Origin of the sequence: Gracilibacillus phocaeensis (genome assembly GCF_900626275.1) — a bacterium.
Lineage (GTDB): Bacteria > Bacillota > Bacilli > Bacillales > Amphibacillaceae > Gracilibacillus > Gracilibacillus timonensis.
In genome coordinates this window covers 262,643-276,097 of record NZ_LR131144.1, presented here as the reverse complement: position 1 = coordinate 276,097, position 13,455 = coordinate 262,643, and the positions used below count along the sequence as shown (strand labels likewise).

Here is a 13,455-nt window from a genome sequence, read left to right as displayed (position 1 = left end):
AAAAAGTTCATAATTATACATGCTCTACCCACCCTATGCTGGAACAAAACAAGTACACGAAAGTTCTTTGTTACACCTTTCGTTCTTGCATACGAAGATCCCCAGGTTATGTTATCATGTATCTGGGTGTCTCTATGGGTTTGGACACAAAAATGATTATCATGCATGTGAAAATACAAGGTGTTCTTGGAACATCCTCTATAAGGCAATTATTTTACTATTCTCCCGTTTTTATATACTATTTGAAATAGAGGATAAATTTTGAGATGTGCGAGGGATAATAACATGACAAAGATTTTAATTGTCGATGACGAACAACAGATGCGTCATATGTTGAGACTATATCTAAGAAATGAATTTGAAGTGATTGAAGCAGCTGATGGTAAAGAAGCGATTCAAACTTTGCAAGATACAGAATTGGATCTAGTCTTATTAGATATCATGATGCCAGGGATTGATGGTGTCGAGACCTGTAAACAAATGAAAACCTTGAAGCCTGATGTGCCGATTATGTTATTAACGGCATTGAACGATACATCACAGAAGGTAGAAGGTTTAACGGTAGGTGCAGATGATTATATTGTAAAACCATTTGAACCACCAGAATTAATGGCTAGAATACAAGTTCAATTACGTCATTTTCAAAAAGCAGCCCCCTTCCATACCTTGAAATTTGCTGAATTAGAAATCGACCCTGCTTCCCATCAAGTGAAAGTGACAGACAGGGAGATCAAATACAGCCCAAAAGAGTTTGAACTGCTCTATTTACTAGCTTCTCATCCAAATCGAGTGTATACCAGAGAACAACTGCTGGATATTATCTGGGGGTTGGATGAAGTTGTTGATATTCGCACCGTTGACTCCCATGTACGATATGTCCGTGACAAGTTAAAAAGGGCGGGGATGTCATATCAGCCGATTCAGACCGTTTGGGGAGTAGGCTATAAATTTGAATGGGAGGGGAAAAATGAAACTTAATAGCGTTGTCTTTAAGTTAGGAGCCACGATTTTATTTTTACAATTAATTATCCTTATTCCATTGGGATACGTCATTTTACAATTGATTCTTAACTATTCTGTCAATCAAACGGAAACACAGCTTATCCGATTATCGGAGAACTACGCAACACAGGTTGAAGATTTGGAATCCCCAGAGAATATGCAATTACTCGAACATTTAACCACGATGACGGATACAAGTGCCGCCATTCTGGATCAAAACGGTGACATGGTTCTGCAAACGAATTGGAATGATGATATTACGGAGGAAATCTTGGAAAATCCACAAATCCAACAGTTGGAATCCGGGGAAACGATTGTGGAGGAGTACAATTTTAATGGATCCAATTATTTAAAGGTGGCACAACCAATTACCAATCAAAATGGTACGCAAGGAAGTGTCGTTCTATTTTCTTCGTTTGGATTAATCAGTAATTCGATTCACAATATTATTGTCTTGGTGGTATTAGCCAGCCTAGGCGCCGTCATTTTAGCCATTGGTTTTACCATCTTTATTTCTAAAAAACTAGGCTCTCCTTTAATCGCAATGGAAAAAGTAACCAAACAAATTTCGGAACAAAAGGACTTTTCCTTACGTGTCGATTACAAGGCAAATGACGAGATAGGTTCTTTGGCACAAGCAATTAATCATTTATCGGAAACACTGGAACGTTATCAAACCAATCGTAATGAGTTCTTTTCTAATATTACGCACGAATTAAAAACACCGCTCACTTATGTGAAAGGTTACGCTAATGCCGTCCGTCATGAAATTTATCAATCCAAAGAGGAGCGAGATGAGTTCCTTGAGATTATTGAGGATGAGAGTGACCATATCAGTAATTTAATGGACGATCTTACCGATATGTCCAAAATTGAAGAAGGCAAAATTGATTTAAATAAAGAAAACCTGCATATGAATCAATTAGCGAAAGAGATATTGAAACGATCCCATTTCAAGGCAGCTGATAAAGGATTGAAACTGCATCTTTCCGTTCCAGATCACGATGTCGTATTAAAGGCCGATCGCAGCCGTATCGATCAAATCTTAACAAATTTAGTAGAAAACGCCGTCCGTTATACGGAAACAGGACAAATCACCCTAAAGATTCGTGATCTTTCATCAGATGTGTGGATCGAAGTGATCGACACAGGCATTGGTATCAAGCAAGAGGATGTCCCTTATTTATTTGAACGTTTCTATCGAGTGGATAAATCTCGTTCCAGGGCAAATGGCGGAACGGGTCTTGGCTTAGCCATTGTCAAACACTTAGTAGAAATGCATGAAGGTACGATTAAGATTGACAGTCAGTTTAATGAAGGAACTACCTTTAGCTTAAGATTTCCTAAATAAGAACAGCCGGGCGACAGACAGCCCGGTTTTTTTATTGCAAAAATAGACGATAAGTGGGATGATAATCATATTTTTCTGAAAGGGTTGAATGTTACCCTTTCTCATATTATAATATGAATATATGTTCATATATGTATAGGAGGGTTTCACATGAGTCATGATTATCATCACGGTCACAGTCATGAGCACCACCACACCAATAACAAAAAGGCATTATTGCTTAGCTTCAGCTTGATTACTTTATTTATGATTGTCGAAGTAATCGGGGGATTTTTGACAAATAGTTTAGCCCTACTGTCAGATGCAGGTCATATGTTAAGTGACTCGTTCGCTTTAGGACTGAGCTTATTTGCCTTTAAATTAAGTGAGAAAGAGGCTAATCAGCAAAACACCTTTGGTTACAAACGCTTTGAGATTTTCGCCGCTCTTATTAATGGAGTCGCCTTGATTGCCATCTCTATTTATATTTTCTATGAGGCATTTCAACGTTTTTTTGATCCACCTAATGTTAACGCAACGATGTTATGGATTGCCATCATCGGTTTCCTCATCAATGTCGTGGTCGCCTTTATTCTTATGTCTGGCGGTGACACCAAAGAAAACTTGAATATGCGCAGTGCCTTACTGCATGTGATGGGGGATTTATTAGGTTCTGTCGGCGCCATTATTGCGGGACTGTTGATTATGTTCTTGGATTGGAATATAGCAGACCCCATCGCCAGTATCGTTGTCGCTCTTTTAATTCTTTTTAGTGGTCTTCGCATCACGCGTGATTCCTTTCATATCTTAATGGAAGGAACACCTCATAATCTGTCTTATCAAGATATTGAGAATTCACTTGTACAATTGGATGGTGTCATAGCCATTCATGACTTGCACATTTGGATGATTACTTCTGATTTTCCATCCTTCACCTGCCACGTGGTGGTTGAAGAGAAGGTAGACCGTGATCAGCTGATCAAAGAAGCATCCAAGTTATTAAAGGATCGCTTCTCTATCCAACATACCACGATACAAATTGAAGGAATTCATGCTAATATTAAGGCATCGGAAAATCATTGTAACTAGGAGGGAGACAATGGAACAAAACAGTTATCAATCACTCGATGAAGAGACGCTTTTTCTTGTTTCACAAACGTTCAAGGCCCTGGCAGATCCCACTAGAATTCGTATTTTGCATTTGTTATTTGAGTGTGAATTATCGGTATCTGCCATAGCTGAAACCCTACATCTCAATCAGTCCAATGTATCCCATCAATTACGTTTTTTGAAAAATTTACGCCTCGTCAAATATAGACGAGAGGGAAAGACGATTTACTATTCACAAGATGATGAGCATGTCATGAAGATTTTGCAGCAATCCATCGATCATGCAACACATCATTAAAGGAATGAAAAAACTTGGCATAGCAGCTGCCAAGTTTTTTTCTTACACACAAGTAAAAGACTGAATTCGATTTAAATCAACACCAAAGTAAATCCAGTTGAATCCGGTCCAACGATAACCTGCCACAGACCTTCTGCCCAAGAAAGTAGGATAAAACCAAAAACCTCGGCGAGGGCTCTCCCAGATATAGGTATAACGGAATAAACAACGCCTCATCGACCCGGAATCAACCGCCAACACTTGAGCTCCTCCAGGTCCGCTCATTACTTGAGGGATTTGATTTGGTGGCGGCCCAGGTGGCGGTGGTGCTTGTGGCGGTCCCTGCCCTGGAGAAACAAAGGGAGGCGCTCCTCCTGGTCCACCTTGCCCAAACGGTGGAAATGGCAACCAGGAAACTGGCCTGGTCTCTATATTTGCATCATACATATATGGATCAACGGAATAGTATGTCTCCATCACAACAACCTCCTATCTCTACCACTATATGTCCTATTTATTGATTAGGTAATTTGTCCAGCTATTTTTTCTTTATTGTACTACTCATCTAATTGTTTTTTTATAACCTTCGTACCACTGCATGAGAATAAACAGCCTTGCTTATCGACAACAGTAGCTAGATGTACTGGTCGCCCCCACAGTTGATAAATGTAAGGTAACGTCTTTTCTAAATAACGCAGATCAAGCTCTACTCCTTCATAATGATGGCACAAATATAATTCGCCATTCCGCAGATAGTCTCCATCTGTTACGGTAATATATGGGAATCCACCATTAAAACGACTGGTAATCAATTGTTCACGTACCTGTCGCCAATCCTTATCGACAATTTTATATTGCCGTTCCTGTTTTTGAAATACATACATATCTTCCTTATTGACGAAGTCTTTTGTTAAATAATTTCTTAGAAAGGAAATATCTGATTCAATCTCACGAACTTCAAATATTTTATCCCTGCCTGAACCTGGCTTTACTCCTGCTTTTTTCATCTCCTCCGTGGGATGATTATACCTTTCTTCGATATCTTCAAACATTTTTACCCCTAAATAATAGGGATTGATTTGAGTGGTAGACGGTTGGACAACTCCTGCATTCAAAGAGGCGAATTCAATGGTTTCTGCTGGGGTCAAATTTAATTCACGCAGAATTCGCTGATGCCAGAAAGAAGCCCAGCCCTCATTCATAATTTTTGTTTCCAGCTGTGGCCAAAAATATAACATTTCCTCTCGCATCATCGTTAAAATGTCACGTTGCCATTCTTCCAGCTCTCTACTGTGCTGTTCAATAAATAAGAGGATATCCTTTTCTGGCTCTGATGGAAAAGATCTTTTTTTCTTACTTGTTGCAGCGAAAGGTTTCAAATGTCCCTTTTGATCAAGCTCCCATAAATCGTTGTATTCTGATAAAGGTTTATTTGCTGTCTTTTGTTCTTCGTCATCTTGTGAACGTGCTTTTACCAAGGTTGGATCAATGTGTTCCTGTATCGCAAGAACCGCGTCCAGAAATGTCTCTACTTCATGTATACCATGCTCTTTTTCATATGCAGCAATGCGATCCGCTGTCGCCGCCATACTTTCCACCATGTCTTTTTTGGTATGTTGAAAGCGTAGATTATTTTTGAAAAAGTCACAATGTGCCAACACATGGGCTACAATCAACTTATTTTGAATCAAACTGTTGGAGTGTAGCAAAAAGGCATAGCACGGATCTGAATTGATCACTAATTCATATATCTTGCTTAACCCCAAGTCATATTGCAATTTCATCCGATGAAATTGTTTACCAAAGCTCCAATGAGAGAAACGCGTCGGCATTCCATACGCTCCAAATGTGTAGAGGATTTCAGGCGGACATACCTCATAACGCATCGGATAAAAATCCAAACCAAACCCTTTGGCAATCTCCGTAATATCATGAATCGCCTTTTCTAATGTCAATTGATCCTCTGCTTTCAAACACAACACCTCCACTACACTATATGAACAACGACCAAAAATAATTAGTATAGACTGAAAATGGGACAACTAGGCATTCGGGATTTTCGGAATGACGCCCATTTCAATGCTTTTCCCTCGGATTTTGGCCGTCATTTTCGGGATGACGCCCATTTCAACGCTTGCACCTCCGATTTTGGTCGTCATTTTCGGAATGACGACCATTTCAGCGCTTGCACCTCCGATTTTGGCCGTCATTTTCGGAATGACGCCCATTTCAGCGCTTTTCCCTCGGATTTTGGCCGTCATTTTCGGAATGACGACCATTTCAGCGCTTGCACCTCCGATTTTGGCCGTCATTTCCGTGATGACGCCCATTTCAGTGCTTGCACCTCCGACTTTGGTCGTCATTTTCGGGATGACGCTAACCTCGAAAATTCCTAACGAACGATAAAAAAACAGCTACTGCAATAGCTGTTTTTGGATTGCTAATCATTTGTTCATGACAAGAAGTATCTCCAGACTTATCGTTCCTAACCTTCTTCTATCATTTCTACCAGATCATTGATCGCCTCGGATATTTCACCAAATGATTGGTTTACTTCATCCATCTTGTGAAAGAATTGCTCCATCTCTTTTTCAATCGTATTATTTTGTTCCTTTGCCTCATGCATTTTTTTCATTAACTCTTCAAAAAACTGGGAATGGTAACGCATGTTTTGAGTGCTGCTTGAAATAGATTGTTGCATGTCGTTCACATATTTGGTTACCTTAGCTACCTGGCTGTTCGTTTCTCCGATTAACTCTGTTACATTGCTAACCGAACGCTTGGTTTGTTCTGATAATTTACGCACTTCATCCGCAACAACTGCAAAACCCTTGCCTTCATCTCCTGCCCGAGCCGCTTCAATTGCTGCATTCAACGCCAATAAATTAGTTTGCTCAGCAATATCTGTCACTAGCCGGACAATCGAATCAATTTGTTGCGATATTTTCGAGAGGGCTTTACTTTCTTGCCTAATTCCCTCCATCTTTTCATCAATATCTGCCATTTGTTGTTCTTGCTTTTGTAAATCCTTATGCCGATAAAGAGAATCTGTTTCTACCGACTCACTCGTCGCCAAACCTTGTTGAGCAAACTGCAGGATGTCATCAAGCTGACCAACCAATGTAGTTGTGGAACTTTGTGATCGTTGAAAAATGCTCGCCAACTGCTCGGAAGTTTCCTTGATCTTCTGATGCAAGGCTTCTTTTTCCGCTTCCTGTTCTTTATACTCACGCATGATTTCATCATGAAAGGCTTCAAGCACTAACTGCTGCTCCCATGAGATAATTTTCGTAGTAGCCAATACAGCATCTGCGAAGAAGATCTGATCCTGAATATGCTGCTGTAATGTGTCAATGATGGAGCGCAGCAATCCTTGAAAGGCACCCATATACCACTTGGCCTCTAACCCTATCTTGACATGTATATGGGCTATTTGCATCCGTTTGTCAATAAAACCTTGATCAATATGACCATTAAACATTTCTTGGATATGTATCGTTAACGTTTGTTTTAAGCGTTCTATAGAACTGTTCTCCTCGATAATCTCCATTAAAGCTGGTTCATTCTCTAAATTTAAATAAAATTGATCAACCATAGATTCAATATTCATCGTGATCCAAGGTTGAATATGTCGTAAGATTTTCAGATCTTCTTCCGTTAAATCGATCATCTGCAATTGTTTATCATAAGTACTTTGTTCTGGAATGTTTAAAACGACCTCCGTTTCCTCTATCACTGGCGCTGTCGTTTTTTTCTTAAATATGCCCTTCACTTTAAAAACCCCCATCATTCCATGCCAATCTATATTGCGAAACATGTCTTACACTATTTTACCATACATTCACGTGTAAAGGGATGTATTATACCATTTTTGCAGTAAAAAATACCTAGTTTGATCCATGAGACATTATTTCATTCAACATATATAGTCAAAAGAAAATACTGACTACCGATAAAGAGGAGTTATGTTAAGTATACCATTTTTGTTGGCAGTTGACTTATGCCTTGTGGGTGAAAGCGGAACCTATTTTCGGAGCGCTGTCTAGCACCGACTGTTTACATCCTCCGTCTTTTCAGTACTCCGTTCCGCCAAGGTCAAAATCTATCCCCATACTGTTATGCCAAAGATTTAATACTTTCAAGGTAATTACTTAGAAATACTTCATTTGTTCATAATAGAAAAGACAGATGGTGCGCATACCATCTGTCTTTCTCTTCACGCAATGTTATGAAGTTTTTTCTGGCAACCGCAATTGGTTAAGGTATAACCTTTCACATACAATCCTTTACCCTTCAACAATCGAATGGCCAGATTTTTTTCTAATTGGTTTGCGGCAATAATATGGACAGTAGAAGTAGGGATTTCTTTATAGTATCTGCCTAAATAAGCAAGGGGAATACTCATCGCTTCTTCTACACGATCATTAGCGGCCTCATGGTAATCCCGAATATCTACCATGGTTTGTTGATTCCGCTGCACACGTTCTTTCTCTAAGCACGGAACACCTTTTACAGGCACATATCGAATATAAGCCAAATACGACACACCATATACGACCAACAATAATATACCAAGCCATATGAATATCATTTATTTACATCCTCCTGCCGACAGTATATGTTGTGCCGGTTCCTTGTTTTACTATTGCATGTTTTTAACCTTTTCCCAATAATGAACGAGGGTTTGCATTCCTTTGTGAAAATGTTCAACAGGAAAGCTTTCATTTGGCGAGTGAAGACGGTCTTCTGGTGTACCGAATCCCAGCAAAACAACAGGAATTTGATACAGAGCGTCAAACCATTCTACTACTGGGATAGAGCCACCCATTCTAACAAAGACAGCCTCCTTTGCAAACGTCTCTGTAAGACTCGCTGCTGCATGTTGAATCAATGGATGATCTGGTGATACCTTGTAGGCCTTTGCCGATAATGGCTCACGAGTAATTGACAAAGTAACACCTTCTGGTACATGCTTTTCCAAATGCGCAACAAGCAAATCCTGAATAGCCGATGGGTCTTGACCTGGTACTAAACGACAGGTCAATTTGGCCGTTGCTTCTGCAGGAATTATTGTTTTTGTTCCTTCGCCTTGATACCCGCTATACATACCATTAATCTCTAATGTAGGTCGTGCCATGGTGTGTTCCTTGGCTGTATAACCTTTTTCAGAAATCGTTGATGGTGCCCCTGTTGAAGTAGGATAATCTTCGCCTGGCGCTTCTTTCATCAATACCCTTTCATCCTCGCTTAAAGGTTCAACTTCATCATAAAAACCGGCTACTGTTACAACCTCTTCTGCATTTTTCATCGTTGCTAATAGTTGGGCCAAGGCCATTGCCGGATTCTTTACCGCGCCGCCATATAAGCCTGAATGGAGATCATTTTCTGGCCCCTTGAGTGTTACTTCCAGACCAGTAAATCCTTTTAAGCCATACAGAATCGTTGGTTGATCCTTGGCAACCATTCCCGAATCTGAAATCATTACAAAGTCGGCTTGAAATTGCTCTTTGCGCTGCTGCAATATGTCATATAAATGAGCACTGCCAATCTCTTCTTCGCCTTCGATACAAACCTTCACATTTAAAGGCAGTTCCCCTGTCGTCTTTAAAAAAGCCTTTAATACAGCTAAATGCATAAATACTTGACCCTTATCATCACTGGCTCCCCGGGCAAACAAACGTCCCTCTCTTACCTCTGGGGCAAAAGGTTCGCTCTGCCATTGGTCTAATGGGTCTGGCGGCTGCACGTCATAATGCCCATAAATTAATACCGTTGGTGCCGATTTTCCAGCTTCCATCCATTCCCCGTAAACTAGCGGATGACCTGGTGTCTCTTGCATTTCTGAACGTGTAAATCCAGCTTCTTTTAAGTAATCGGCAACAAATTGTGCTGCTTTTCTGATATCTTCTTTATGATTAGAGTCTGTGCTTACACTCGGTATATGTAAAAATTGCTTGAGTTCTTCCAGATGTGTCGTTTGTGTTTTTTCTAAATAATCTAGTACTTCTTTCATGTGTCGCTCATTCCTTTCTTCATTCACTTCCATAGTTTAACATGATTACAGGAAATGATACATCAGAAATGCTTCATTTTTTTCAATGGTGGCATATATCCAAGTTAGTCCGTTTTCCTCTTCTAATCAAAAAAGTGATAGTTCCCCTTTTGCACGGGACTATCACTTTTTTTCTAATATTAATCAGCGAACACTACGTCCCACTCTTCTTTATGGGATAACATATTACGAGCAATGGCTTGAGCACCTTCCAAACTATGACTAGCCGCCCAGCCACACTGAACTTCATTACAAGCAGGAACTTCTGTCGCGTTTAAAACATCATTTAAGGTGCGATCCAGAGCATCCACTACTTCATCAAAGCTATCGTTATTTATAATGGACAAGTAAAAGCCTGTTTGGCAGCCCATTGGACTAACATCTAGTATATTATCAATATGGTTACGAACTTTCTCTGCCATTAAGTGTTCGAGAGAATGTAAGCCCGGCATATCCATATGATCTTGGTTAGGTTGACAAAAACGGATATCATATTTATACACCTTATCTCCATGTTCACCTGTTGTGACCCCAACCAAACGCACATATGGTGCCTTTACTTTTGTATGATCTAAGTTAAAGCTTTCTACATTCATTTTATTTACCATCGTAAACACTCCTTGTCAATTTCGTTTAGAGCTTGTCTTACTATATATACTATTGTACCATAGGTTGTTTTTTCATTCACTAGATTGATTTTGCTGTGTATTTAATCGACATATAGGAATTTGTTTTTTGCCAGCAAAAAAAGCCCCCACCATGACATGCATGGTAAGAGCTTCTTTCCAAATGAATGATTAACCTCTATCCGGGAATACACGCTCAATCATATTACCCATCCGTTTAAAAAATCCTTCCACCGGTTGTCCATTTTCCATATCGTCAATGTACTGTCCGCTTAATTGGAAAAAGTCTGGGTTGGTCGAGATATAAACATGGTCCACATCTTTATCGACAGACTGAACGACATCTGTAATTTTTTTCTTGGTTTCATCGGAAAGCTCTTGTTTATCTTGGTTGGCATTATCTGCTTGCTTATTCCAAGAAGCAGCAACATAGGCATTATTGTCCGTTTTCAATACATATACCCTGTCCACTTCTTCTACATCGGCAGATATTTTTTCAGCCGCTTCTTCAGATACATCATATTTGTTTTCCGTCTGTCCATTGTCATCCTGCATGCGTTCTTCTGCCACGTCACGATTTCCTTCTCGCTCCATTTGCGGATTGTCCGTCGCTTGATTATAACCGATTGGACGAGTTCCATTTCCATCATCGGCTGCATTATCCGGATTATTGTCCCCGTTACAAGCAGCTAATGTTAACATAGTAGTTACTGCTAAACCTACAGCCAGTTTTGGCAATTTCATCGATTTTACCTCCTTCTTTAACCTTATTCTTCCGTAGTATTGGTAAAATCGGTACAGACTATGCTTTTCAAAAAATGGTAACAAGTCCAAGAGTTATCCAGTTTTAATTTCGAGCTTTAACACAAACTAAACGCAACCCCGATGATTAATGACTAAAACAAGGCAAGGGGGCTTTTATTTGTACACCGTTGATTATGATAAGGCATTGTATTACACACTTTGGGGCGAATGGGATAATTTACTTGTTTTGATGGTACGAACAAAAGACGACCTCCTCTCTAAGAAAATCGAACATTTTTTACACGCATACCACTATCCTGTTTCCGATATGTATTTAACTGATATGTATAACCAATTGATTCTTTATATTGATTATGCTTTGATTGAACACATGTACCACCTTGAATCATAAAGCGAGACCTACCGGGGTGTTACCGAATGCCTTTGGAATATTTTTTAATAACAAGCGGTTACACCAGGATCATAAAAACACAAAACTGTCCGCGGCTCCACTACCTTTGTTGGGGTGGCGGACTCTTACCCTTCATTAAACTGCCTTCTTGGGGAGGTCCTTCATCTTTATTGTATCCCTTTTTTCTGGAATTCGTACGATCTCACACATAAAATGAGAGTGATGCTTCGATGAATGATTTTGGTCGATGTTAAATGCTTCCTTCTCTTCTTCCGAGGCATGATCATAAAAATTTTTAATAAGTTCTTGTTTCTCTTTACTCAAAAAAAGAGCGGAATCCTCTTGATCAACAGAAACCGGTTGAATCGCATCTGTTTCATTTGTCTTTAACAAATTAGCAACTACCTTATTCATCGAAATATATTCTTTTTCTGCCATTCGTCTTAATTGATCAGAAACCTCATAAATAGCCGTTGAATAACCCAATTTTTGCAAATGTTGATGGAATGCTTCTTGAAAAGCAGGATTATCTTTTTCATCAAAATAACTAATCGCCATTAACAAAGAGTACGGTACCGCATTTTCTTGATGTGCAGGGAGATAGTCGAGCATATCGTCCGTAAAGGCAGTAAGGGATTTGCCTTGTATATCTATCTGCTTTAACATTTCTTCAGCAGATTTGTTCATTGGAACGGCTTCCAGCACCTCATAATTTTGATTGATTTTAATATTCAAGCTCGGGTTAATATCAATGCTTATAACGGCATAGGTCTCATTTTTACCTAATAGTAAATAAAGTGGGCTTATAATCAATAAACACACTAATGCCATAGGTAGCCATCTCCATTTATGATCTTGAAACATCATAAAAAAAGAACGGACCCGGGAAGGCTTGGGTTTATAGATGGTTTCCACACCAATATCCTTCTCTCTTATTGGTTCTGCTTTGTGGAACACCCCTTCTCTGTCCATGATAATTGTATAAAATGGACGGTGTTCCACAATAATTCCTTTTTTCACAGATCTACCCCCTTGAGGTATTCTTTTAGGTAGACATAATCCCCCGTTAAAATAATAAAAATGGTTAAGATATATTTTCGATTTCGTTCTAGTGTCTTTTTGCTGACAGATACCAGTTGCAGCAACCTTTTGATTGGTACTCTCTTTTTATGAAATACATACGCCTTTAAATCATCATGATGAACCAATTGTTGGGCTGCAAAAATGGCAGACTCCCGTGCGTCCTTGTGTTTCGGGGAAATCTCGGTTAACTCAGCAAAAGAAATACGATATCCTTGTAACTGTTTGGACAACTGCTCAATTTCCTGCTTGCGCTGCCAGGTTTCTTCTTTTAACTGAAATACCTTTTTTGCCTCAACAATTTGAATGGGGCTCTCTTCCAGGTCGTCATCATCGGTTGCGTCCAACGAAGGATACATATACTGCCTTTGTTCTTTTCGTATATAATCGATTACCTTACGTTTGATAATTACCTGTGCAAAGGACAGGAAAGAAGCTCCTCTTTCTCTTGCATAAATATCCAAAGCCTCATTAAAAGCTATCATTCCTACACTAAACTCATCATGATTTTTCTGTATGTATCGTTTGCATACATCTGACACACATTTTGCAATAAACGGTTGATATGCCTTGATTACTTGATTTCTTAATTCATCATCTCCGTGCTGAATCAGCTCAATTTGCTCTTCAAGTGTTCTTTCTCTATCCATTAACTGGCTTCCTAACATATTATGCACCACCAGTCCTTTATAAAAATTCGTAGTATATTTATCTCTTTTTGTCTGTTTTTATCTAAAAGTTTCATTATTTCACCAGTTTTTTTGTCATATTTATTATGATAATGTTGCCATTTGTTATAGGATAAAAGAAATTAACGATTGT

General features: G+C 39.2%; 15 protein-coding genes. 5 read left to right on the top strand and 10 right to left on the bottom strand.

Annotated features, from left to right (window positions below; genetic code table 11):
- The first annotated feature begins 285 nt into the window (after nt 1–285).
- The 4 genes from E0E32_RS09035 to E0E32_RS09020 all read left to right on the top strand — a co-directional run bounded on the left by E0E32_RS09035 (nt 286) and on the right by E0E32_RS09020 (nt 3,740).
- A complete protein-coding gene (locus E0E32_RS09035) occupies nt 286–978 on the top strand; it encodes a response regulator transcription factor (RefSeq protein WP_066191852.1) in 693 nt (230 codons plus the stop codon).
- Nucleotides 968–2,353: a sensor histidine kinase gene (locus E0E32_RS09030; RefSeq protein WP_130859640.1), complete on the top strand. Its 1,386-nt coding sequence runs from the start codon at nt 968–970 to the stop codon at nt 2,351–2,353. The genes E0E32_RS09035 and E0E32_RS09030 overlap by 11 nt, the downstream gene beginning before the upstream one ends.
- 150 nt (nt 2,354–2,503) lie before the next feature.
- Nucleotides 2,504–3,421, top strand: a complete 918-nt coding sequence (locus E0E32_RS09025) for a cation diffusion facilitator family transporter (protein WP_130859639.1) — start codon at nt 2,504–2,506, stop codon at nt 3,419–3,421.
- A 10-nt stretch (nt 3,422–3,431) separates the two neighbouring features.
- A complete protein-coding gene (locus E0E32_RS09020) occupies nt 3,432–3,740 on the top strand; it encodes an ArsR/SmtB family transcription factor (protein WP_066191844.1) in 309 nt (102 codons plus the stop codon).
- 42 nt (nt 3,741–3,782) lie between these two features.
- Here the strand turns inward: E0E32_RS09020 and E0E32_RS09015 are convergent, their stop codons facing one another.
- From E0E32_RS09015 to E0E32_RS08980, 8 genes are all read right to left on the bottom strand, one after another.
- The gene (locus tag E0E32_RS09015; RefSeq protein ID WP_066191841.1) at nt 3,783–4,196 is read right to left on the bottom strand and encodes a hypothetical protein; all 414 of its coding nucleotides are present in this window, start codon (nt 4,194–4,196) and stop codon (nt 3,783–3,785) included.
- An 80-nt stretch (nt 4,197–4,276) separates the two neighbouring features.
- Nucleotides 4,277–5,692, bottom strand: coding sequence for a SpoVR family protein (locus E0E32_RS09010; protein WP_130859638.1), 1,416 nt, complete (start codon nt 5,690–5,692; stop codon nt 4,277–4,279).
- A gap of 69 nt (nt 5,693–5,761) precedes the next feature.
- Nucleotides 5,762–6,082 carry a hypothetical protein gene (locus E0E32_RS09005; protein ID WP_130859637.1) on the bottom strand — a complete coding sequence of 107 codons (321 nt, stop codon included), beginning with the start codon at nt 6,080–6,082 and terminating at the stop codon, nt 5,762–5,764.
- Nucleotides 6,083–6,204: 122 nt separating this feature from the next.
- A complete protein-coding gene (locus E0E32_RS09000; protein ID WP_161485703.1) occupies nt 6,205–7,491 on the bottom strand; it encodes a globin-coupled sensor protein in 1,287 nt (428 codons plus the stop codon).
- 444 nt (nt 7,492–7,935) lie between these two features.
- Complete coding sequence (locus tag E0E32_RS08995) at nt 7,936–8,310, bottom strand: rhodanese-like domain-containing protein (protein WP_066191837.1); 375 nt, start codon at nt 8,308–8,310, stop codon at nt 7,936–7,938.
- A 51-nt stretch (nt 8,311–8,361) separates the two neighbouring features.
- Nucleotides 8,362–9,732 (bottom strand): dipeptidase, encoded by a 1,371-nt coding sequence (locus E0E32_RS08990; RefSeq protein ID WP_130859636.1) that lies wholly within the window; start codon nt 9,730–9,732, stop codon nt 8,362–8,364.
- Between the two features lie 179 nt (nt 9,733–9,911).
- Nucleotides 9,912–10,379, bottom strand: coding sequence for an S-ribosylhomocysteine lyase (locus E0E32_RS08985; protein WP_066191833.1), 468 nt, complete (start codon nt 10,377–10,379; stop codon nt 9,912–9,914).
- Nucleotides 10,380–10,568: 189 nt separating this feature from the next.
- Nucleotides 10,569–11,141 carry a YhcN/YlaJ family sporulation lipoprotein gene (locus E0E32_RS08980; RefSeq protein ID WP_066191832.1) on the bottom strand — a complete coding sequence of 191 codons (573 nt, stop codon included), beginning with the start codon at nt 11,139–11,141 and terminating at the stop codon, nt 10,569–10,571.
- A gap of 178 nt (nt 11,142–11,319) precedes the next feature.
- Here E0E32_RS08980 and E0E32_RS08975 point away from each other — a divergent pair, with 178 nt between their 5' ends.
- The gene (locus tag E0E32_RS08975) at nt 11,320–11,553 is read left to right on the top strand and encodes a YhdB family protein (protein WP_078060083.1); all 234 of its coding nucleotides are present in this window, start codon (nt 11,320–11,322) and stop codon (nt 11,551–11,553) included.
- 135 nt (nt 11,554–11,688) lie between these two features.
- Here E0E32_RS08975 and E0E32_RS08970 read toward each other — a convergent pair whose 3' ends face one another.
- On the bottom strand, nt 11,689–12,573 hold the full coding sequence (locus E0E32_RS08970; RefSeq protein ID WP_066191827.1) for an anti-sigma-I factor RsgI family protein: 885 nt from the start codon (nt 12,571–12,573) through the stop codon (nt 11,689–11,691).
- Nucleotides 12,570–13,301 (bottom strand): RNA polymerase sigma-I factor, encoded by a 732-nt coding sequence (sigI, locus tag E0E32_RS08965; protein WP_066191825.1) that lies wholly within the window; start codon nt 13,299–13,301, stop codon nt 12,570–12,572. Before sigI ends, E0E32_RS08970 begins: the two co-directional genes overlap by 4 nt.
- Between the last annotated feature and the right edge of the window lie 154 nt (nt 13,302–13,455).